At 66.6% G+C, this 20,954-nt stretch carries 21 protein-coding genes; 9 read left to right on the top strand and 12 right to left on the bottom strand.

What is annotated here, in order from left to right; genetic code table 11:
• Positions 1 to 94: 94 nt before the first annotated feature.
• The 3 genes from TZ00_RS03405 to TZ00_RS03395 all read right to left on the bottom strand — a co-directional run bounded on the left by TZ00_RS03405 (position 95) and on the right by TZ00_RS03395 (position 3,080).
• Positions 95 to 1,405, bottom strand: a complete 1,311-nt coding sequence (locus TZ00_RS03405; protein ID WP_044439159.1) for an HNH endonuclease signature motif containing protein — start codon at positions 1,403 to 1,405, stop codon at positions 95 to 97.
• A 212-nt stretch (positions 1,406 to 1,617) separates the two neighbouring features.
• Complete coding sequence (locus TZ00_RS03400) at positions 1,618 to 2,220, bottom strand: gamma carbonic anhydrase family protein (RefSeq protein WP_238579551.1); 603 nt, start codon at positions 2,218 to 2,220, stop codon at positions 1,618 to 1,620.
• A complete protein-coding gene (locus TZ00_RS03395; RefSeq protein ID WP_044439156.1) occupies positions 2,217 to 3,080 on the bottom strand; it encodes a patatin-like phospholipase family protein in 864 nt (287 codons plus the stop codon). Before TZ00_RS03395 ends, TZ00_RS03400 begins: the two co-directional genes overlap by 4 nt.
• A gap of 137 nt (positions 3,081 to 3,217) precedes the next feature.
• Between TZ00_RS03395 and TZ00_RS03390 the strand changes: the two genes are divergently transcribed.
• From TZ00_RS03390 to TZ00_RS03375, 4 genes are read left to right on the top strand one after another with little or no spacing between them, the layout of a single operon-like run.
• Complete coding sequence (locus tag TZ00_RS03390; RefSeq protein ID WP_084605876.1) at positions 3,218 to 4,264, top strand: PLP-dependent cysteine synthase family protein; 1,047 nt, start codon at positions 3,218 to 3,220, stop codon at positions 4,262 to 4,264.
• A 31-nt stretch (positions 4,265 to 4,295) separates the two neighbouring features.
• The gene (locus TZ00_RS03385; RefSeq protein WP_044439155.1) at positions 4,296 to 5,597 is read left to right on the top strand and encodes an NtaA/DmoA family FMN-dependent monooxygenase; all 1,302 of its coding nucleotides are present in this window, start codon (positions 4,296 to 4,298) and stop codon (positions 5,595 to 5,597) included.
• Positions 5,597 to 7,027, top strand: a complete 1,431-nt coding sequence (locus tag TZ00_RS03380) for an aromatic amino acid lyase (protein ID WP_044439153.1) — start codon at positions 5,597 to 5,599, stop codon at positions 7,025 to 7,027. Before TZ00_RS03385 ends, TZ00_RS03380 begins: the two co-directional genes overlap by 1 nt.
• Entirely contained in the window at positions 7,024 to 7,860 is an 837-nt protein-coding gene (locus TZ00_RS03375) for an aldo/keto reductase (protein WP_044439151.1), read from the top strand. Before TZ00_RS03380 ends, TZ00_RS03375 begins: the two co-directional genes overlap by 4 nt.
• A 19-nt stretch (positions 7,861 to 7,879) precedes the next feature.
• Here the strand turns inward: TZ00_RS03375 and TZ00_RS18620 are convergent, their stop codons facing one another.
• Positions 7,880 to 8,773, bottom strand: a complete 894-nt coding sequence (locus TZ00_RS18620; protein WP_052521235.1) for a hypothetical protein — start codon at positions 8,771 to 8,773, stop codon at positions 7,880 to 7,882.
• A gap of 52 nt (positions 8,774 to 8,825) precedes the next feature.
• On the opposite strand from TZ00_RS18620, the gene TZ00_RS03365 reads away from it, so the two are divergent.
• A complete protein-coding gene (locus TZ00_RS03365) occupies positions 8,826 to 10,682 on the top strand; it encodes a thioredoxin domain-containing protein (RefSeq protein WP_044439150.1) in 1,857 nt (618 codons plus the stop codon).
• On the opposite strand, the gene galK is transcribed toward TZ00_RS03365, so the two are convergent.
• Both galK and galT read right to left on the bottom strand, forming a co-directional pair.
• On the bottom strand, positions 10,656 to 11,822 hold the full coding sequence (galK, locus tag TZ00_RS03360; protein WP_044439148.1) for a galactokinase: 1,167 nt from the start codon (positions 11,820 to 11,822) through the stop codon (positions 10,656 to 10,658). The two genes, TZ00_RS03365 and galK, sit on opposite strands and share 27 nt — an antisense overlap.
• Positions 11,819 to 12,940: a galactose-1-phosphate uridylyltransferase gene (gene galT, locus TZ00_RS03355; protein ID WP_044439146.1), complete on the bottom strand. Its 1,122-nt coding sequence runs from the start codon at positions 12,938 to 12,940 to the stop codon at positions 11,819 to 11,821. Before galT ends, galK begins: the two co-directional genes overlap by 4 nt.
• 105 nt (positions 12,941 to 13,045) lie before the next feature.
• Between galT and TZ00_RS03350 the strand changes: the two genes are divergently transcribed.
• Positions 13,046 to 13,885, top strand: coding sequence for a DeoR/GlpR family DNA-binding transcription regulator (locus TZ00_RS03350; protein WP_044439144.1), 840 nt, complete (start codon positions 13,046 to 13,048; stop codon positions 13,883 to 13,885).
• Here TZ00_RS03350 and TZ00_RS03345 read toward each other — a convergent pair.
• Complete coding sequence (locus tag TZ00_RS03345) at positions 13,811 to 14,212, bottom strand: rhodanese-like domain-containing protein (RefSeq protein ID WP_161793722.1); 402 nt, start codon at positions 14,210 to 14,212, stop codon at positions 13,811 to 13,813. The two genes, TZ00_RS03350 and TZ00_RS03345, sit on opposite strands and share 75 nt — an antisense overlap.
• An 80-nt stretch (positions 14,213 to 14,292) precedes the next feature.
• Between TZ00_RS03345 and TZ00_RS03340 the strand changes: the two genes are divergently transcribed.
• Positions 14,293 to 14,862, top strand: coding sequence for an MOSC domain-containing protein (locus TZ00_RS03340; protein ID WP_044439140.1), 570 nt, complete (start codon positions 14,293 to 14,295; stop codon positions 14,860 to 14,862).
• A 15-nt stretch (positions 14,863 to 14,877) separates the two neighbouring features.
• Here the strand turns inward: TZ00_RS03340 and TZ00_RS03335 are convergent, their stop codons facing one another.
• Complete coding sequence (locus tag TZ00_RS03335; RefSeq protein WP_044439139.1) at positions 14,878 to 16,311, bottom strand: L-serine ammonia-lyase; 1,434 nt, start codon at positions 16,309 to 16,311, stop codon at positions 14,878 to 14,880.
• 272 nt (positions 16,312 to 16,583) lie between these two features.
• Between TZ00_RS03335 and TZ00_RS03330 the strand changes: the two genes are divergently transcribed.
• Positions 16,584 to 17,975 carry an MFS transporter gene (locus TZ00_RS03330; protein WP_044439137.1) on the top strand — a complete coding sequence of 464 codons (1,392 nt, stop codon included), beginning with the start codon at positions 16,584 to 16,586 and terminating at the stop codon, positions 17,973 to 17,975.
• 51 nt (positions 17,976 to 18,026) lie between these two features.
• Here TZ00_RS03330 and TZ00_RS03325 read toward each other — a convergent pair whose 3' ends face one another.
• A complete protein-coding gene (locus tag TZ00_RS03325; RefSeq protein ID WP_044439136.1) occupies positions 18,027 to 18,563 on the bottom strand; it encodes an MOSC domain-containing protein in 537 nt (178 codons plus the stop codon).
• A gap of 131 nt (positions 18,564 to 18,694) precedes the next feature.
• Between TZ00_RS03325 and TZ00_RS03320 the strand changes: the two genes are divergently transcribed.
• Entirely contained in the window at positions 18,695 to 19,093 is a 399-nt protein-coding gene (locus TZ00_RS03320) for a VOC family protein (RefSeq protein WP_044439388.1), read from the top strand.
• Here TZ00_RS03320 and TZ00_RS03315 read toward each other — a convergent pair.
• The 3 genes from TZ00_RS03315 to TZ00_RS03305 all read right to left on the bottom strand — a co-directional run bounded on the left by TZ00_RS03315 (position 19,069) and on the right by TZ00_RS03305 (position 20,946).
• The gene (locus tag TZ00_RS03315; RefSeq protein ID WP_052521234.1) at positions 19,069 to 19,629 is read right to left on the bottom strand and encodes a helix-turn-helix domain-containing protein; all 561 of its coding nucleotides are present in this window, start codon (positions 19,627 to 19,629) and stop codon (positions 19,069 to 19,071) included. The genes TZ00_RS03320 and TZ00_RS03315 overlap by 25 nt on opposite strands.
• 168 nt (positions 19,630 to 19,797) lie before the next feature.
• Positions 19,798 to 20,145, bottom strand: a complete 348-nt coding sequence (locus tag TZ00_RS03310) for an SDR family NAD(P)-dependent oxidoreductase (protein ID WP_152631066.1) — start codon at positions 20,143 to 20,145, stop codon at positions 19,798 to 19,800.
• A gap of 555 nt (positions 20,146 to 20,700) precedes the next feature.
• Positions 20,701 to 20,946 carry a hypothetical protein gene (locus tag TZ00_RS03305; protein WP_044439135.1) on the bottom strand — a complete coding sequence of 82 codons (246 nt, stop codon included), beginning with the start codon at positions 20,944 to 20,946 and terminating at the stop codon, positions 20,701 to 20,703.
• Positions 20,947 to 20,954 lie beyond the last annotated feature (8 nt).

The raw sequence follows: 20,954 nt of genomic DNA, 5'->3' as shown, positions 1-20,954 counted from the left end.
GCGGGCTCGTTCCTCGCGCCGCTGCTCGATCGGCGCAGATTCCTGCGCTGGTCGAGGAGGCCGCCCGAGGCCGTATCGAGGCCCGGGGTGGTGGTTAGAAGGGGCAGTTGTCGAGGTTGTCCTCTTCCGTGGTCGTCGCGGCTGATGCGGCTGCGGCTGCGGCTTTGATGAGTTGCCGTGGTGCGGGTTTCATCCGGCCTTCGGGCCGGATGACGTACACGTGTCCGGCGGGTGATGTCGCGGTGAGGGTGTCGTCTCCGTTCTGAACGAACTGCCACCTGGTGTGGTGCTTCACCCGATGATGACCCGCGCTCAGCGGTGCGAGGTTCTCAGGGATAGTTCCCCCGCCGTAGGCGTGGTCTTCGGTGTGGTCCATGTCGGCCTGCTCTGCCGGGACCGTGCAGCCCGGGAACACGCATTCCGGGTGGACGAGTCTGGCGTGGTCGATCATCTGCGCGGTCGGACGGTAGTCCCTAGGGTCGGTGGCCAGGATGCGTCCCGTGATGGGGTCGGTGAGGATGCGCCGCCACGACGTCGCGTCGGCGGTGAGTTGGGCTGCGGTGGCGGGGTCGATGGGACCGTAGCCGCGGAGGATCGCCGCCTCCTCACCCACACCCAACACCGTCATCGCCGGGACCATGATGTGCACCCGACCGCGAATACCGTGGGTCGCTCCCGGGATGGATGGTTCCCCGTTGAGGAGCAGGTCGGTGAGGACGTCTACTTTCAGGTGCCCCATGCTGCGCGGGTCCCCACTGGTCTTCAACCCCGCCGCCAATCTGACTGCGCGGTCTGCGATGGCGTGGATCTCCGGTGCCGGGGCGAACAGGGTGAGGCAGGCCATGCCATCCGCTGCCGGATCGATATAGATCCGCCGCGTCCCCGCCGCTTTCTCCGCCCGTTCGACGGCGGTGGTGGGTTGGGCGAGTTCGACTTCGTGGCGGGCTTTCTTCTCGAGCTGCTTCGGGTTCACCTCAGTTGCCAACACCGCCAACCGGGTGTCGTAAAGAGAAAGCGCTTCGCCCTGCAGGCCGTCGGCGTGCTTCGCGATGACCTCGGCGTGCTCCCACGACACTGCACCGGCAGCGACCGCCGCGAGGGTTGCGGGGAGGCGGTCGACGAGGGCGGTGCTGGTGTCGACGAGAACGGCAGTTCGGTGTTCGGTGCGGCGAGTCAGGAGCGCGAGTTCGGTGAGGAGCTCGATCCTCTCGACCCGGGCCGTGGACCACCGCGGACCTGCGGTGGACGTGTCGACCGGGGCCTGGCGGTGCAGGTGCCGCTGGGCCTCGGTGACGCGTTTGGCCCTGACCGCAGAGAGGCGGGCTATCTGCGTGTCGAGGGCGGCGACCTCCTCGAGCGCGACCGTGTACGGGTCGGGCTCGAGGAGCGGGATGGTGTTTGACATACGAGAAGTCAAACAGCAGCCACCGACATTGACTTCGGGTGAGCATTCGGTGCTTGATCAGGGGATATTGCTGTGGATAACTTTAGTGATCGATGCCCTGTGGAGGAGTAGTCATGCACGGCCCGGGAGCCCTTCGACAAGCTCAGGGAGCGGTGGCCTCGGTACGGACGCAGGCGGCGTACTCGACCAGCGCAGGTGGCGTCACAGGCAGGTTAGTCGGCGATCGCAGTGTCGCCGTGGTGCTCCCCGTAGAAGTCCGACTGCGATCGCATGATGTCGGCCATCGTGGCATCCGGGCCGGCTCCGTACACGGTGCCCACAAAATCGAGCGTGCGCTGCACGGCCCAGATCTCGTCGTGCCTGTCGGGGGAGAAGAGCTGAGCCGGGTCGCCGACGGCCACCCAGGAGATGGGAACGACGGCGCCCGCAGCGAGCCGCGTGTTCACCTGTACGACGGCGTTGATGCGCACCTCGGCCCCGTCGCCGATGGTCGCGCCGGGAAAGACCGACGAGCCCGTGGCGAGGAACGCGCCGTCACCCACGACGCAGCCGTTGACGTGGGCGTGCGGCCCGATCATGACGCCGTCGCCGATGATGGCCGGATAGCCCGCCCGTCCACGGATCACCGCGTTCTCCAGCACAACGACGTTGGCGCCGATCACGATCGGACCGTCCTCGGCAGTCAGTACGGCGCCGTGCATGATCCGCGAGCCGGCTCCGATCGTCACGTCGCCGGAAACGATTGCGGATGCCGCGACCAGCGCATCCGGATCGACCCGCGGACGCGCGCCTCGGCTCTCGAACAGCACGGTCACTCCGCCTGGTCGAGCACGGCCGCGATGCGGGCGGCGGATGCGCGACCGACCGCGCGGCCCGCCTCGGCCGATGCGCGGCGGGTCGTGGGGTCGAGTGGATTCGGGCCGAAGGCCGCGATGGACGCGGCGTCGGCATAGACGATGGTGGTCGGAACGCCGCCGAGAGCGTCGAGCTCCGCGGTCGGGACGGTGCCGACACCGGGATCGCCCACGCCGGGAAGAGGCGTCACGATGACAACCCAATCGGAGCCGGCGGCGAGGTCGGCGTTGCTGCCTGACCGGGCCCCGCCATCCATGTAACGGGAACCGCCGATGGTGACCGGCGGCCAGACGCCCGGAACGGCGCAACTCGCGGCGATGGCGTCGACGAGGTCGACGCCGCTCGACCGGTCGAAGACGACGAACTCGCCGCGTTCGACCTCGACGGCCGTGATCTTCAGGTCTCGCTCTGGCCATTCGCTGTCGACGAGACGTGATCGGATGACCTCGAGGCGAACCGATTCGTCGACCGACGGCGTCTCGAGCGCGAGCCGGCCGATGCGCTGGAGGGCATCGGTGGGCGAGGTCGCTCCCTCGACGGCGGAAAGGAAGCGTGCCTGCAGCTCCTGCACGTCGACGTCTGCCCCGAGCTCGGCTGTCTCCTCCTCGAGCTGTGCGGCGAACGACGCGGCGAGGCCGGTTGTGCCGGCGAGCTGCGCGGCGACAGCGGATCCGGCAGACGTTCCGATGAACCGGGTCTGCGGGGCGAGCAGGCGATCGACGAGAGCCGGGTCTGCATCGAGAAGCCCCTGTACGACGCCCAGCTCCCATGCGATCCCGGCGACGCCGCCGCCCGCGAAGACGAGTGATCCTTGGCTCATGCGAATACCTCCACTTGACTGACTCCGAATGCCGCGAGCAATGCTAACGCCGCGGCCGTGCGGGAGCCTCCGTGACCGCTGTGTAACAGGGCGACACACGACGCTATGAAGCGTCGTCCTCACCGTATTCTCGCTTCATGACGAACCTCGACACGCATCCCCAGGCCGCTCCGGCGTCAGGACAGGAGCCGTGTGCGGAACTCGTCGAAGACGTCACCCCCTCGGTACTCTCGCTCATCGGCAACACGCCTCTGATCGAACTCAACGTTCTGGCTCAGGGGCTGCCGGCCCGCGTGCTCGTGAAACTCGAGAGCCGCAACGCGGGAGGATCCGTGAAGGATCGCATCGCCCTGCACATGGTGCGCGCTGCCGAGGCGAGCGGTGCGCTCAAGCCCGGCGCCACCATCGTGGAGTCCAGCTCCGGCAACACCGGCATCGGTTTGGCGCTCGTGGGCAGACTCACCGGTCACCCCGTGGTGATCATCCACAGCGCGTACATCTCCGACGAGAAGCGCGCCGTGCTGAAGGCCTACGGCGCGCGGCTGGTCGAGGCCGACTGGGAGGCGCCGCCCGAGAGCCCGAACAACGCGCGGGCCATCGCTGATCGCATCGCGGCAGATCTGCCCAACGCATGGCGCCCCTCGCAGTACGAGAACGAGAGCAACCCCGGAGCGCACTACCAGACCACGGGTCCGGAGATCTGGCGACAGACGGCCCACAAGGTCACGCACCTCGTCGCATCCGTCGGCACGGGCGGAACGATCAGTGGAACCGGCCGTTACCTCAAAGATGTCTCGGCCGATCACATCCGGGTCATCGGGGCCGACCCGACCGGGTCGACCTACAGCGGAAACGCGGCAGGGCAGATCAATGTCGAGGGCGCCGGCAACCGGTGGACCCAGCCGAATTGGCCGCGGACATACCATCACGAGGTCGTCGACGAGTATGTGGTGGTCTCGGATCAGGAGATCTACGACACCGTGCACACGCTCGCGGCCTCGGAGGCTCTGCTGCTCGGACCCTCGTCAGCGCTCGCCGTGGCCGTCGCTCTGCGCGTGGCGGCGAAGGCTTCGCAGGGCTCGGTGGTCGTCGCGATCGCTCCCGACACCGGCGCGAACTATCTGACCAAGGCGTTCGACGATGCGTGGCTCACCGACCTCGGCGTCGGCACGTATTCGATCTGACCCACGCCCACTTCTCCAAAGGTTCTTCGTTATGGCTCTGCTTCACTTCGGATGGTTTCTCGGCGCGGGTTTCGGGGTTCAGGGATGGGGCGATCCCACCTACGGCATCGGTTACGACTGGAAGAAGCCGCAGGTCTACCAAGACGCCGCGCGCCTGTTCGAGCACAGCGGCCTCGACCTGCTGATCATCGAAGATGGCGTCACCGTTCCCGACACCTACGGCGGCACGAGCGAGGTCAACCTCGCCAACGCACGGTTCGCTCCGAAGCACGACCCGCTGCCACTCGTTCCCTATCTGTTGTCGGCGACCGAGAACCTCGGCATCGTGCCGACGCTGAGCGCCTCGTTCTACGAACCGTTCACGGCGGCTCGTCTTCTGGCGACGCTGCAGCACTTCGCCGACGGCCGCCTCGGCTGGAACGTCGTGACCAGCGGAAGCGATCTCGCCGCCCAGAACTACGGTCTCGACAAGCAGATCGAGCACGACCTGCGCTACGACCGTGCCGACGAGTGGGTGAGCGTCATTCGCAAGCTCTGGCGCAGCTGGCAGCCCGACGCGATCGTCGAGGATGCCGAGCGCGGCGTCTTCGCCGACTTCACCAAGGTGGCCCCCATCAACCACGACGGCCGATTCTTCAAGGTGCGTGGCCCGATCAACACGGCGCCGCTTCCCGAGGAACCGGTCATGGTGCAGGCAGGCGCATCTGGCCGTGGGCGAGACTTCGCGGGGCAGAACTCCGACGTGATCATCGCCCTGTCGTCGACGCCTGAGCGCAACCGCGAGTTTCGCGACAGCATCCGCCAGGTCGCCCTGGCGGCCGGCCGCAACCCCGACCACGTGAAGGTGCTCTTCGCGGTCACGCCGATCGTCACCGCGAACGCGGAGGAGACCGCCAGCGTGAAGGCCCGGCGCTCAGACCTCAACCAGGCCGCGATCGACGAGGCGCTCCAGTCGATCTCGTACCTCTCGGGAGTCGACTTCAAAGCTTTCGACCTCGACGCGCCCCTGCCCGAACTCACCACGAACAGCAACCAGGGAACCCTCGACAACTTCGTCAAGTCGGCGCCGCCCGGCTCCACGCTCCGCGAGATCCTGCAGGTGCGCGCGAACCGCGACGGGCTCGCGGTGATCGGCACGGCCGACGAGATCGTCGATCACCTCGAGGCCCTCGGCGAGGCCAGCGGCGGAGACGGATTCCTCTTCGCCGGCCAGGTGCATCCCGCGAACGTGCACCGCACCCTTGACCCTCTCGTTCCTGTGCTGCGAAAGCGGGGACTCATCCGTCGCGAGTTCGGTGACGGTGGCCTGCGCGGCAACCTCCTGGACTTCTGATGAGCGTGCTCCGGCTCGAGGGGCAGCCGATCACGATCGACGATGTCGTCGCCGTGGCAGACGGGGCGTCGGTCGAGTTGGCCCCGGATGTCGTCGGCACGATCGCTCGCGCCCGTCGCGTTGTTGAGTCGGCGCAGCAATCAGGATCGGCCGTCTACGGCCTGAACACCCACCTGGGTGCCGGCCGCGACACACGCGTCGCAGCCGACGAGATCGCCGCCTTTCAGAACCGCATCATCGATAACCACCGGGGCAGCATCGGCGACCCGCTCGCCGAACGCGAGGTGCGCGCGCTGGTCTTCGCCCGCGTGGTCGGCTTCTCGCTGGGTGGCTCGGGCGTGCGACCCGAGCTCGCGGATGCGTATGCGCGGCTCCTCGACGGCGGCCCGCTTCCCGAGGTCTATGCGACGGGCTCGGTGGGCGCGTCCGACCTCGCTCTGCTCGCCGAGATCGCCGCGCACGTGCGAGGGAGTCTGCCGTTCGCGGCGGGCGAGGCGCTCGCAGCCATCAGCGCGAACTCCTATTCGATCGGCGTGGGTGCTCTCGTGATCTCCGATCTGCGAGCGCTCGCCCACGAAGCCGACGCGGTCGCGGCCCTGTCGCTCGAGGCTCTGGGCGCCGCCGGCTCTGGCGGCTCGCTGGCGCCGTTCGACCCGCGCGTGCACGCGAGACGCTCGGTCGGCAGGCAGCAGACGGCCTGGGCCATCCTGTCGCGCGTGGCCGGCGGCCTGCTCGACGAGGCCGGGTGCGCGACGTCGGTGCAGGATCCCTTGTCGTTCCGCACGGTGCCGCAGGTGCATGGCGCCCTTCGAGACGCCTCCGCGCTCGCCGCATCGGTCGTCGAGTCCGAACTCAACGCTCCGGGCGACAACCCGCTCGTTGTGCTCGACGAGGCCGGCAGCGGGGGAGCGCTGGTGTCGAACGGCAATTTCGAGCCTCTCGGACTTGTCCTGGCTCTCGAGAGCCTGCGCGTCGCCCTCGCCCACGCGGCGGGCATCTCCGAACGCCGCATCGCCGTGCTCTCGGGTCTCGCGACTCCGCTCCGGCGTGCGGGCAGCAACGCCGTGCCGGGTCTCACCTGGTATGCGGCGGCTGACCTGCTCGCCGAGGTGAGGCACCTCGCCAACCCGGTGTCGACATCCGGAACCACGCTTTCTGAGGTCGAGGACCATGCCTCATTCGCGCCCTTGGCCGTGCGCCTCATGCAGAGGCAGATCGTTCTCTGCCGACAGATCTTCGCCATTGAGGCGCTTCACGCGGCGGAACTCGTGCGGAGTCTCGAAACGCCTCCCCGGCTCGGCCGAGGCACACGCGATCTGGCGGCGGAGCTGGTGGAACTCATCGGTGAGTTCGACACCGGCCGGAACCTCGTGGCCCACGCCGTCAAGGCCGTCTCATCGGCCGGCCAACGTGACAGCATTGACCAATGACTACTTCTGAATCTTCAGTACCCACGATCACCCTGAACGACGGCAACACCATTCCGCAGCTCGGCTTCGGCGTCTTCAAGGTCGACCCCGACAAGACGTCGCGCGTCGTCAGCGAGGCGTTCGAGGTGGGCTACCGGCACATCGACACCGCCAAGATCTATGGCAACGAAGAGGGCGTCGGTCACGCCATCAAGACCAGCGGCATCAACCGCGATGAGCTGTTCATCACCACGAAGCTGTGGAACGCAGATCAGGGTTATGAATCTGGTCTTGAAGCCTTCGAGAAGAGCCTCGGTCGCCTGCAGCTCGACTATGTCGACCTGTACCTCATCCACTGGCCGGCCCCCGCGAACGACAACTACGTCGAGGCGTGGAAGGCTCTCGAGAAGATCCGCGAGTCGGGCCGTGCCAAGTCGATCGGCGTGTCGAACTTCACGGTCGAGCACCTGACCCGTCTGCTGAGCGAGACCGACGTGGTTCCCGCCGTCAATCAGATCGAGCTGCACCCCGAATTCCAGCAGCGCGATATCACCGCATTCGGTCGCGAGTACGGAATCGCGACAGAGGCGTGGAGCCCGCTCGCCCACGGCGCCCTGCTGAAAGACCCGAACGTGCAGGCGATTGCGGATGCACACGGCAAGTCGCTCGCCCAGGTGATCCTGCGCTGGCACATCCAGCTCGGCAACATCATCTTTCCCAAGTCGAACAACCGCGAGCGCATAGTCGAGAACTTCGAGATCTTCGACTTCGAGCTGAGCGATGCCGAGCAGCAATCGATCACCGCCCTCGAGAAGGACGGCCGCGTCGGCGGGCACCCCGACGAGGTCAACTGACCCGCCACGCCAGCACCGATCAGGGCGAGATCGCGCCCCAGATCAGAACGAATCCGGTGATGACGACGCCGAAGATCAGCACGAATGCCCCGCCGACGATGAACAGGAGTCGGCGGGGCGTCATGCTTGAGTCTGCGGCGATGAACGTCTGGCGGAGCCGCCTGCCGTCTTCGCCGACAGCATTGGCTGCGCGACCCGCGACGCGGTCATCGGAGTAGTTCTCCGTCTGAGACAGAGCTTTCGCCCCGAGGACTGCTCGAATAGATGCGAGCCGCTGCCACAGGGCCGGATCGGCCACGTCGAACGCGTCGTTCGAATAGAGATAGAAGAGGTCGTCGACGATCTCGGCGTCGAGGTCGCCCGCGTCGTCGATAAGCAGAGCCATGAGATCGGGTGTCATCACGTAGAGAGCGTCGCGCTCGTAGCCTGTCGGGCAGTACAGGCGGAAGTGGTTGTCGAAGTCGCCCTCGAGTGACAGCCGCTGGTCTTGGGCGATGGGCATCGGGATGCTCGAGCCGAACGTGCGGTCGTTCTGGGTCGCGTCGAGCACGATATGAGGCAGCGCTCGGTCGAGCCGGATGACGAGGTAGCCGTGCGTGGCGCGTCGGGTCGACGTGAACGAGCTCGTGATCTGCACGCCTCCCGACGTCGTGCGCGACTGCGATCCACCGACGGTGCCGGTCACGGTGCCGACGTCGAAGAGTCGTCCTCCCACCTCGCCGCTGAAGCGATCGCTCACAGAGGCGTTCTCGAGATATTCGAAGAGCGCGCCGCCGTACGCGGGTGCGGGCGCCGACGTCTCGTAGTGCAGAGCATTGGTCTCAGCGAATGCCTGAAGGGCTGTTTCGGGAGGGGAGGACGTCAGAGGAGTCGTGTCGAACTGCGGAACGGCCTGAGAGTACACGATCGTCATCCCTTCGATGGCGGGGTGTTCGGCTGCCCGCGGCGAGCCTACGCTGAATGATATGGCGAACAGGCTTTACGACGCGATCAGCCCCTATCTTCGGTCGCACGCCGACAACCCGGTCGACTGGTTTCCCTGGGGCACAGAGGCCTTCGACGAGGCTGCGCGCCGCGACGTTCCCGTTCTCGTCTCGATCGGGTACTCCACCTGTCACTGGTGTCATGTGATGGCGCGCGAGTCGTTCTCCGACCCGGAGCTCGCGGCGCAGCTCAACTCTCGGTTCGTGGCGATCAAGGTCGACCGCGAGGAGCATCCCGAGGTCGACTCCGTGTATCTCGCCGCCGCCGGAGCCTTCACGCAAGGCCTCGGCTGGCCGCTGAACGTCTTCGTCACTCCGCAAGGCAAAGCGTTCTTCGCCGGAACCTACTCGCCTCCCACTCCGGTCCAGGGCCACCCGTCGTTCGCCCAAGTGCTCGACGCGGTCGACGACGCCTGGCAGGCGAGACGCGATCAGGTCGACCTGACGGCCGAGGCGATATCGGATGCGCTGGCGCAGGCCGCCGCAGCGACACCCCGGGGCGCGCTGCCCGCCGACGCAGATGCTCGTTTAGCGCAGGCGGTGCGCGAGCTCGAGGCCTACGAAGACACCACGTACGGCGGATTCGGCGGCGCCCCGAAATTCCCCGTGGCTCCCGTTCTGTCGATGCTGCTTCGACGAGGCAGTCCGCTCGCCACGCGCACCCTCCTCGCCATGAGCCGCTCGCCCCTGCGTGACGCGATCGAGGGCGGATTCTTTCGCTACAGCGTGAATCGAGACTGGAGCGATCCGCACTACGAGCGCATGCTCTATGACAACGCGCTTCTGCTCGACGAGTACGCGAGAGTCGGGGCGAGCCCGGATGCCGCGACCGCGGAGTCGCGCGAGACAGCCGAGGGAATCGCGTCGTTCCTCACCTCCGTGCTGCAGCAGCCCGAGGGTGGCTTCGGCTCGGCCCAGGATTCCGAGAGCACGGTCGCGGGGTCGCGAAGCGAGGGCGGCTACTACGCGCTGGATGCCGCGGGTCGGGCCCTCGAGACGCCTCCCGCCGTCGACGCCAAGATTCTCACCGGCTGGAACGGGCTCGCGATCGCGGCACTCGCGCGGGCGGGTTTCGCGCTGGACAGGCCAGACTGGATCGCGTCTGCGACGCGAGCTGCCGACTACCTGCTGGAGTCGCATGTCTCGGCCGATGGATCGCTCGTGCGCGCATCCATCGGTTCACGACGGTCGGATGCGGCCGCGACGCTCGAGGATTACGGCGCGTTCGCCGGCGGACTGTTGGCTCTGGCGACGGTCTCCGGTCAGGTGCGCTATGCGAACAGCGCCCGCCGGCTCATCGACTCGGTGCTTGACGCCGGGTTCACGGCGCCGGGCGGGCGGGATTCGGTGCTGTCGGCCCAGAACATCGCTGCGGCGGTCGACACCGCGGAGGGGGCGTACCCCTCCGGCATCAGCGCTGTCTGCTCCGCCGCGCTCACTCTGTTCGACCTCACGGGCGAGGCTCGCTACCGCGACGTCGTGTCGCAGACGATCGGGGGAGTCGCTCCCGAGGCTTTTCCTCGGCCCATCGGCTACGGAGCGACGCTCGAACTCGTTCAGCGGCTGCTCGAGCCGACCGAGCAGCTGGTCGTCGTGACTCCAGGAACCGAGGCCGACGCATCCGACCGGCTCGTCGACGAGGCGCGCGCGAACACAGAATCGTTGACCGTCGTCGTGACCGAGACGCAAGCTCGCGAATGGGCCGAGGCCGGCTTCGGGCTTCTCGCGGGGCGCGCCGCATCGAACGGGCGAAGCACCGCCTACCTCTGCACTGACTTCGTGTGCCGGCTGCCGCTCACGGAGCCCGTCGACTTAGAGCTCGCGCTTCGCCCCGTCTGACGGCGTGACCGTGAAGATCTCGGGTGCGGTGTAGCCGGCCTGCGCGAATGCTTCGCCGACGCGGGCGGTGACCTCGTCGATGAGAGCTAGGGGAGTGAGCGCGATCGCTGCTCCGCCGAAGCCGCCGCCGGTCATGCGGGCGCCGATGGCGCCTGCCTCACGCGCCGCCACGACCGCGAGGTCGAGTTCGGCAACCGAGATTTCGAAGTCGTCTCTCATCGAGACGTGCGACGCGTCCAGAATCTCGCCGATGGCGAGGGGGCCGCTTTCGCGGAGTGTGCGCACGGTGGCGAGCACACGAGCGTTCTCGGTGACGACGTGTCGGACGCGGCGGAACGTCTCGTCGTCCATGATCTCGCGTGCGCGGTCGAGGTCGGCTACGCCCACGTCGCGCAGGCTCTCGACGCCGAGCGCGGCGGCGCCGGCCTCGCAGGATGCGCGGCGAGCGGCATAACCGCCGGTCGCGTGCGAGTGACTCACCTTGGTATCGATGATCACGATCGCGAGCCCAGCCGCGGCGAAGCCGAGGTCGACGATCTCGGAACGCAGCGAGCGGCAGTCGAGGAACACGGCGGAGTCGCGCCGGCCGAGCAGCGAGGCCGACTGATCCATGATTCCGGTGGGGGCGCCCACGGCCTCGTTCTCTGCCAGCTGGCCGACGCGCGCCAGGGTCGGCCTGTCGATTGCCAGCTGCCAGCGCTCGTCGAGAGCGATGGCGACGGCGCACTCGATGGCGGCTGACGACGAGAGCCCGGCGCCAACCGGAACGTCGGAGGCGATGTGCGCGTCGAACCCGTGCTGCTCGGCGAGCTCGACGCCGTTCTGACCGAGGGCCCAGGCGATACCGAGCGGGTAGGCTGACCATCCTTCGAGTTGCTCAGGGCCGACGGTGGAGAGCTCGATCTCGACTTCGTCGTCGCTGAAGGTGCTCGTAACGCGCGCCGTGTTGTCGTCGCGCAGGCCGACGGCAGCCCAGGTGCGCCTGTCGATGGCGAACGGCAGCACGAAGCCCTCGTTGTAGTCGGTGTGCTCGCCGATCAGGTTGACGCGGCCGGGTGCAGACCAGACTCCGTCGGCGGCACGGCCGAACTGTGAGCGGAAGTCGGCGGCCGCCTGCGCGGCGATGTCGTCGTGGGTCATACGGGGTTCTCCTGGTCTGCGCGGGCGATCGCCTCGCGAACGAGTGCTGCGGATGTCTCCGGCGGCACGTCTCCGATGAAGGCGCCCATGGCGGCTTCCGAGCCTGCGAGGTACTTGAGGCGATTCGCAGCTCGCCGGGGCGACGTAACCTGCAGCATCAGGCGCACGTCATCGCGTCCTTTGTTCACCGGCGCCTGGTGCCAGGCGGCGATGTAGGGCGTGGGGGTGTCGTACAGTGCGTCGATGCCGCGCAGCAGCCGCAGGTAGAGCACGGCCAGTTCGTCGCGCTCGTCAGGGGTTGTCGCCGCGAGGTCCGGGATGTGGCGGTGCGGCAGCATGTGCACCTCGATGGGCCAGCGTGCCGCGAACGGCACAAACGCCGTGAAATGTTCGCCGCGCAGAAGCACCCGCTCGGAGGCCTGTTCGCGCTCGAGGATCTGGGCGAACATGTCGGGGCCGAACCGTTCGATCGAGTCGAGCAGCTTCGTGGTGCGTGGCGTCACATAGGGGTACGCGTAGATCTGGCCATGCGGGTGGTTGAGCGTGACGCCGATCTCGGCGCCGCGGTTCTCGAACGGAAAGACCTGCTCGATCGAGGGCATGGCGCTCAGGGCGGCCGTGCGCTGAGCCCACGCTTCGACGATCGTGCGGGCGCGTGAGGACGTCTGCGAGGCGAACGATCCGGTGTGGGCGGGGCTGAAGCAGACGACCTCGCATCGGCCAACCGAGGTGCGGGTGCGCTCGAGCCCGAGTTCGGCGAGGTCGTCGAGGCCTCGGGGCGCGTTGTCGTCGACGAGCAGCGGCCCGAACGAGGGTGAGCGGTTCTCGAAGACGGCCACGTCGTAATTGTCGGGAATCTCAGAGGGGTTCGTAGCAGTCGCGGGAGCCAGCGGGTCGGCGTCGTCAGACGGCAGGAACACGCGGTTCTGTCGTGCGGCCGCGATCGAGACCCACTCGCCGGTCAGCACGTCTTGCCTCATGCTCGCCGTCGCAGCGCGCGGATCGAGCACTCGAGAGTCGGCTCGTCGCTCGGGCGAGAGAGTGGTGTCGGCGTCATCGAAGTAGATGAGCTGACGTCCGTCTGAGAGCACAGTCTCACGAACGGCGATGGTGGACATAGCGAGCCCTTTCTCGGGAGCGTGGACAACGCTCGGCGGCACAACAGGCGACAGTATTGCACGGCAAGAATTGACAAGCAATCGCAAATAAACGAAAGTCTTCTTGTGTCCGATGTCGACTTCGCAAATGCCCCCGCCCCGGTGAGACGCGCCCGCATACTCGAACTGTTGGCGGCGGGCGGGTTTGTGAAGGTCGCCGAGTTGAGCGTGCTCTTCGGCGTTTCCGAGGTGACGATCAGATCCGACCTCGACTCTCTCGAAGCCGCGGGCCGACTCGATCGTGTGCACGGGGGAGCGGTGACATCGGCAACCTCGAGGCGCACCGAGCCGGCCTTCGAAGAGGCGCTCGGTTCTCTCTGGGACGAGAAGCTGCGCATCGCTGCCCACGCCGCGACGCTGGTCTCGTCGGGTGACTCCGTGATCATCGACGTGGGTACCACGGCGGCGGCGTTGGCAAGGGCTCTCGTCGATCGCGCCGATCTGCACGACGTGATCATCATCACGAACGGCCTCAAGATCGCGCTCGAGCTCGAGAGCGCGCTGCCCCGGTTCAGCGTCATCGTCACCGGCGGCACTCTGCGGGCTCTGCAGCATTCTCTGGTCAACCCCATGGCCGACGGCCTCTTCGACAGCCTGCACGCCGACATCGCCTTCATCGGCTGCAACGGAGTCGATGTGGAGCATGGCATCACGAACATCAACCTGCCCGAGGCCGAGATCAAGAGACGGATGCTCGGGGCCGCGACCCGACGGATCGTTCTAGCCGACGGGTCGAAGATCGGGCAGGTTCACCTCGGCCGAGTCGCGCCCGTGGACGGTATCGACAGCGTGATCACGGGAGATTCTGCTCGTGCCGCGCCGTTGGCGGAGCTACGCGAGGCGGGGCTCGACGTAACCCGGATCGACGTAGCTGGCATGGAGCGGGTAGCTGGCGTAGAGCGGTGACTGGCCGTTGCGATGAGCGAGGTCGTCGAGGTCGATCGGTCGCTGCTCGCTGAGCCACTTCTGTCGGCCACCGCGGAGGACAGCCACGCGTTCGAAACCGGCCTCACGCAGAGTGCGTGCCGACTCGGCGGCGCACAGGCCATCGCTCTCGTCGTAGACGACGACCGTGCTGGCCGCGGCGTCGATGCGCAGCGAGAGGAGCCGCACCCGGTTCGCAGCCCGCACGACCGCCAGGTTGTCTGCACCGAGGTGGTCGGCGAGCCACTGCGTCGATACGGTCGACGAGGGGAGGTAGGGCCCGGGCGCGAGCGGCGTAACGGTATTCACACGCATACGCTAACCCGAGCCACCGACAGCGCAGCCTCCCTCGTAAGCGGGGGTAATAAAGCCCGGCTAGCCTGTGGAGTGTGGAGGACGCATTCGGACCGAATCTCGAGTTCGAGTACAGGGTGCGCATCGAGCATCTGCTGTCCTCCAGCCTCCATCGCTACGAGGGTCGCCCGTCAGACGGGCCGAGGCCGGCGGTCGGCGCAGAGGACTTCGAGCGCATCACCGTTCGTGCACATCTGGGCATCGTCGGCGACAGACACTTCGGCAAGGCGGCACACCGCACGGCCTCGGTCACAATCATGGCCGTCGAGTCGGTCGAGCACGTCGAACGGGCGCTGGGCCTTGCCAAGGCGCTGGACCCGCTCGACACGCGTCGCAACATCCTGATTCGCGGTGTGGATGTCGACCGTCTTCGCGGCGCTGATTTCACGCTCGATTCGGGCTCGGGCCCGGTGCTGTTCCACGCGCATCGGCCGGCGAATCCGTGCGCGTGGATGGACGTGATGCTCGCACCTGGAGCACACAAGGCGCTGCGCGGCCGGGGCGGGTTGCGCTGTGAGCCGCTGACCAGCGGCGAGCTCACGAGAGGCCCGGCGCTGCTGCGGTCGTCGCTGCGCCTGGACGACGGCGACGCTCGATTGTTCTAGAGCGTCAGTCGATCGTCAGCACTCGATGACGTTCACGGCGAGGCCGCCCTCGCTCGTCTCCTTGTACTTCGTCGACATGTCGACACCGGTCTGCCGCATCGTCTCGATCACCATGTCGAGCGAGACCAGGTGCGTTCCGTCGCCGTTCATGGCGAGTCGCGCTGCGCTCACGGCGGTCGACGAGGCGATCGCGTTGCGCTCGATGCACGGAACCTGCACGAGGCCGCCGACCGGATCGCACGTGAGGCCGAGGTGGTGCTCCATGGCGATCTCCGCCGCGTTCTCGACCTGGCGCGGTGTTCCTCCGAGCACGGCGCAGAGCGCACCGCACGCCATGGCGCAGGCCGAGCCGACCTCGCCCTGGCACCCTGCCTCGGCGCCCGAGATCGACGCGTTCGACTTGAACAGCGACCCGATCGCCGTGGCCGTCAGCAGGTAGCGGTGGATTCCTTCTCGATCTGCCCCGCGCACGAAGTCGAGGTAGTAGCGGCCGACGGCGGGAACAATGCCCGCCGCGCCATTGGTCGGTGCCGTGACGACGCGGCCGCCCGCCGCATTCTCCTCGTTGACCGCCAGAGCGTAGGCGTGCAGCCACTCTGTCGATGTGTCGTGATCGCCCGTCGCCGTCTGGCGTTCGAGCTCGAGCCGCTCGCGGAGGCGGGTCGCTCGTCTTGGCACGTTGAGTCCGCCCGGCAGCGTGCCCGTGGCGGTGAGGCCCGCGTCGATACATGCCTCCATCGCATTCCAGATGCGGTCGAGCTGTGCGCGCACGGCGTCCTCGCCGTGCAGTTCGGTCTCGATGCGCCAGGCGACCTCGGCGATGCTGAGACCTGTCGATTCGCAGATCTTCAGCAATGCGTCCGCGCTCGTGAACGACAGCGGATGCTCGACCAGCGGAATACTCGACGAGTCGTCTCCGTCGCGCTTGATGAACCCGCCGCCGACCGAGTAATACGTCTCGCTGAGCGCCGGGAGCGCATCCGAATCGCCCCACGCGACGAGGCTCAGGGCATTCGGGTGGCCAGGCAGCCGTGTGTGCGCCTCGAACGAGACGTCTGACTGCTCGATGGCGATCGGATGCGTGCCGCCCAGATTTATGGATCGTCGGTCGCCGCCGGACGCGAGTTCGAGGAATCCCGCGTCGCGCAAGGCGGTCGAGCTGCCACGAACGAGTCCGGACCACGCGCCGTGCACAAGCGCCGGATCGCAGGTCTCGGGGTCGAGTCCCTGAAGCCCGGCGACGATCGCATCGGGAGTTCCGTGTCCGAGGCCCGTTGCGCCGAGCGAGCCATAGAGCGAGCAGGTGACGCTGCGAACGTCTTCGAGCGATCCGGATGCGCGGAGACGGTCGACGAAATCGAGCGCGGCGCGCATCGGGCCGACGGTGTGCGAACTCGAAGGGCCGATGCCCACCGAGAACAGGTCGAAGAGGGAGACGTATGCGGTCACACCCAGACCCTAATCGCCGAGCGGCCGTCGCATACTCGCCGCGCAACATCCTGGCTCGGTTCGCCGGATAACCGAGCGCTTCGAGGCGTGGATGGCACGAATCGCCGCGCGGATTGTAGACCTCGCGGGGTCGATCCGCACCGGCTGTGGAGCCTTTTTCCGGTGTGACTAACCTGTTGACGTTCTACAACCGACGAGAAGGAGTTCCGGTGTCGACGTCTACACCAGCCCGCGACAAGGATGGCGGAATCCGGAGCCTCGTGCCCGCCCGCATGGACCGTCTACCGTGGACCAGATTCCATTGGTCGATCGTCGTCGGACTCGGCTTCTCGTGGGTGCTCGACGGGCTCGAGATCCAGATCGTCGCCTCCGCCGGATTCCAGAAAGCGCTCGACATGACCGCCGCCGAGGTGGGTCTGCTCGGAACCGTCTACCTGTTCGGGCAGATCGCGGGAGCCCTTATCTTCGGGCGTCTCTCCGACAAGCTCGGACGCAAGAAGCTCTTCATTCTGACGCTGGTCATCTATCTCCTCGCGAGCGGCATCGCCGGTCTGGCCCCGAACATGTGGTTCCTGCTCGTGTTCCGGTTCTTCGCGGGTATGGGCATCGGTGGTGAGTACGCAGCCATCAACTCGGCCATCGATGAACTCATCCCGTCGAAGTACCGTGGCCGCGTCGACATCGCGATCAACGGCACCTACTGGGGCGGCGCAGCCCTCGGGTCGGCCGCGAACCTGTTCCTGCTGAACCCCGACATCTTCGACGAGAACGTCGGCTGGCGCATCGGCTTCTTCATCGGACCGGTGCTCGGACTCGCCATCATCTACCTGCGTCGGCACATTCCCGAGAGCCCGCGCTGGCTGATGACCCACGGTCGCGAGGAGGAGGCCGAGTCGACGGTCGACGACATCGAGAAGCGCGTTCACGACCAGGGCGGAGACATCGAGCCGGTCGACGAGAGCAAGGCGATCACGGTCACACAGACCGAGCACGTGCCGTTCCGCACGATCGTGCACGTTCTCTTCAAGCTCTACCCGAAGCGCACCCTCGTGGGCGCCACGATGATGGTCACCCAGTCGTTCCTCTACAACGCGATCTTCTTCACCTACGCACTGGTGCTGCAGAACTTCTATGGCACGTCACCGTCGTCGACCCAGTACTTCTTCTTTCCGTTTGCGATCGGCAATCTGCTCGGGCCACTCCTGCTCGGGCACCTCTTCGACGTGTGGGGCAGACGCAAGATGATCTTCCTCACGTACGGTGTCTCGGCGGCCGTACTGGCGGCATCCGCCGTGCTGTTCAGCATGGACGTGCTGAACGCCACGACCCAGACCGTCTTCTGGTGTGTGTCGTTCTTCTTCGCGTCCGCCGGGGCCTCCAGCGCCTACCTCACCGTCAGCGAGACGTTCCCGCTCGAGATCCGCAGCCAGGCCATCTCGTACTTCTTCGCGCTCGGCCAGATCGCCGGCTCGGTCGCCCCGCTGCTCTACGGCATTCTGATCGGCGACGGAACCGACCGCGGCCCCCTGACCTTCGGATACTTCCTGGGAGCCGCGATCATGTTCGTGGGAGGTCTGATCGCCCTGATCTTCGGGGTGGATGCCGAGCGCAAGTCGCTCGAGACCATCACGAATCCGCTGTCGGCCGTCGAGCAGGACGGCTGAGTCCCTTCAGGTGATGAGAACCCTGCCCGCGCTCCAGGCCAGAGGCGCCGCTCAAACCGGGGAGAGTGGTTCGGTGATTGCCTGCGGAAGTTCGACCGCGATGGCGTCGCCCGGCTTGACCACTCCGCCGGCGAGTACAACGGCCATCACGCCTGCCTTGCGGATCGTATGACCCTCGTGGTCTGTTCCCACCACCTGTTTGAGTAAGCCAGGCTCGAACCGGTCGATCTGCAGACACGGATTCCGTAGCCCCGTCACTTCCACCGTTGCGTCAGCTCCGAGCCGAAGCACTGTGCCACGGGGGAGCCCGAGCAGGTCGATTCCCTCGGTCGTGACGTTCTCACCGAGCTGGCCAGGAGTGACGTCGGCGTCGATCTCGTCGAACAGCTCTCGATGTATGAGGTGAACCTGGCGGAGGTTAGGCTGAGTGGGGTCGCGGCGCACTCGCGAGAGGTGCTGCACCGTCGCGCCGAAGTGTGCGTCCCCCTCGACGCCCAGCCCGGCGATGAGGGTGATCGCCTCGCGAGGAGGTTTGGTGAAGCGGTGCTCATCATCACTACTGACGGAGACCACACGAGCGGTTGTCATCACACCATTGTCTACCTGCTCAGGGGGCAACCCAAGGCTCCCCGGCGGGCGCCCGTAAGGCGAGCCCACAACGCGCGTTGCTGGCCGTTCTGTTCACGACCGAGTTCGCGGATCAGTCGTACGGTGAGGCCATGACACTGAAACTGGGCTTCATCGGCATCGTGACCAACGACATGGCGGCTTCTCTCGCCTTCTACCGTGCTCTGGGCGTGCACATTGAAGCGGGTCAGGACGACGCACCCCACGTAGACGCGAAGCTCGACAACGGCATAGCCCTCGCTTGGGACACGGTCGAGACCATCCGTGGATTCGACCCGACTTTCATCTCCGCAACCGGCGGACACCGCATTGCGCTCGCCTTCGACAAGGGAACGCCGGCAGAGGTCGACGCCGCCTTTGCCTCGCTCATCGATGCCGGGCACACCGCACACGTGGAGCCATGGGATGCGCACTGGGGGCAGCGGTACGCGACGCTGCTCGACCCAGACGGAAACTCGGTCGACCTTTATGCTGAGCTCGCTGCGAACTGAGCGGGGCTCTCGCCGACCAGCCTCCGGAACTCCCGTGAAAGATGGGGCTGGTCCGCGAAGCCCGCTTCCGCCGCCGCCGATGCGATCGGCGATCCCGAACGCAGCAGTCTCTGCGCTCGGCGAGCTCGTTCTAGACGCACAAGGGTGGCGTACCCGTAACCGAACGTTGCCAGCATGCGCCTTCGGAAGGAACGGGCGGAACCGCTCATCTCCCCTGAGACGACTTCTGCCGGTAGCGCATCGGAGGCCGCCTCGCGCACTGACTCCGACCACCGGCTCGACTCTGCGACCTCAGCCGCGATCGAGGCGAGAGCCCCGTGGGCCCCCGCCCCGACCTCGAGCGGAATCATCGCCTCACGTAGCCGCATCGCCAGGCCACGGCCGACGAGGTCGTCGAGAGGGATGAGCCAATCCGCGAATTCATGGAGGTCGATGCCGAGGAGATGGCCAGCTCGCCCGGGAAGGAGCCTGAGGCCGAACGATCCGCTCGCTCCATCGCGACCCGTTGTGATCCATCGCGTCGAGGGCCCAGCCACGTCTACCTAGCCGTCACGAAGTATCAGGTCGACGCACCCGTCGGCGGGTACGACCGCCCCACCTGCGCTGTCGTGTGACCGCCACAGCACCGCGCCCTGCGGCAGTTGGGTCTCGGAGTACACCGGCCAATCATTTCACTCGCGCCGTGCCCGTGAGACGGTTGTCGGTCAAACGCGACCGCTGAGCAGGGAAAGAACGTTGTCGAAACGGCCTTCGGCCTCGGCGAATCTCAGGAACCGCACGCGGTCTACGAGAATTTCCGTCGCATCCGGATTCGATTCGAGGATCGACATGGTCTCGTCGAGGAACTCGTCGACCGGCATCGCATTCGGGTGGCCCTCCTGGCCCATGAGGCTCGTGGCGACCGCCGGCGGCGCGAGCTCGAGAACCTCGATCGCGGTGTCGGCCAGCTGCACGCGCAGGCTCTGCGAGAACGAATGGATGGCGGCTTTGGTCGCGCTGTAGGTGGGCGTGGCCGGCAGCGGCACGAAGGCGAGTCCGGAGGAGACCGTCATGATCGCGGTCGACGGCGGGACGCCAGGTGCGTTACGAGGGCCACGACGAGGCGGATCGAACGCGCAGGTCGGACCTTCCATTTTCGTTCTTGACGATCACCCGCCGCCAAGTCGCTGACAGGCTGGGTTACCTCCGTCAACTGCTATCGGTTCAACACTCTGACCCCCGAGAACACTCACCAGCCTGCAGACACGGACATGGCCAGTTTCGCCGAGCAACTCCGCGAGAACTACTACCCGGTCATGCAGCACGATGCCGTCGTCGAGGTAGCCGAACTCGCTGTGGGCAACCCTCCATTTCTGGACTGAAAGTGTGATCGCTGAAAGATCGGCGGAATGGCCTGAGAGAGGACAATCTGCATCCGGTAGGTTCGCTGCCCTCTACTGCTGTGATCGCTCGGTGGCGCGGTGCGCGTCGGACCTGTCACGGATCCCCTGGGCTTCAAGGCGTCGCACCTACAGGGAGAGGCGTCCGCGGTTCGGTGCACGATCGTTAAGCGAGAGACCCCCGCCTTCCAAAATGGGGGTCAGGGGTCTCGTCGTCCGTTCCTCAGGTCAGCGCCTGGGGTCGCCTGCGCGCATTCGCTTCCGTGCGCGGAGACCGATTGCGACAGTGAAAATCACGACAACGATGGGAATACCTTGGCCCACGAAAGGAGCCAGATCGCTGCGTAAGTCGGTGAACCAGAAGAGCAGCAGGAGAACCGCCGATCCGCCATAGAGGATGATCGCCAGCACACCGATGACGGGATTTCGCAGCTCATGGCGCATGGCTGAACTCAGATCTCGCGTATTCGACATGTGGTTCT

It is taken from the genome of Agreia bicolorata (assembly GCF_000938265.1).
GTDB lineage: Bacteria > Actinomycetota > Actinomycetes > Actinomycetales > Microbacteriaceae > Agreia > Agreia bicolorata.
This window is presented reverse-complemented; position numbering and strand designations above follow the sequence as displayed.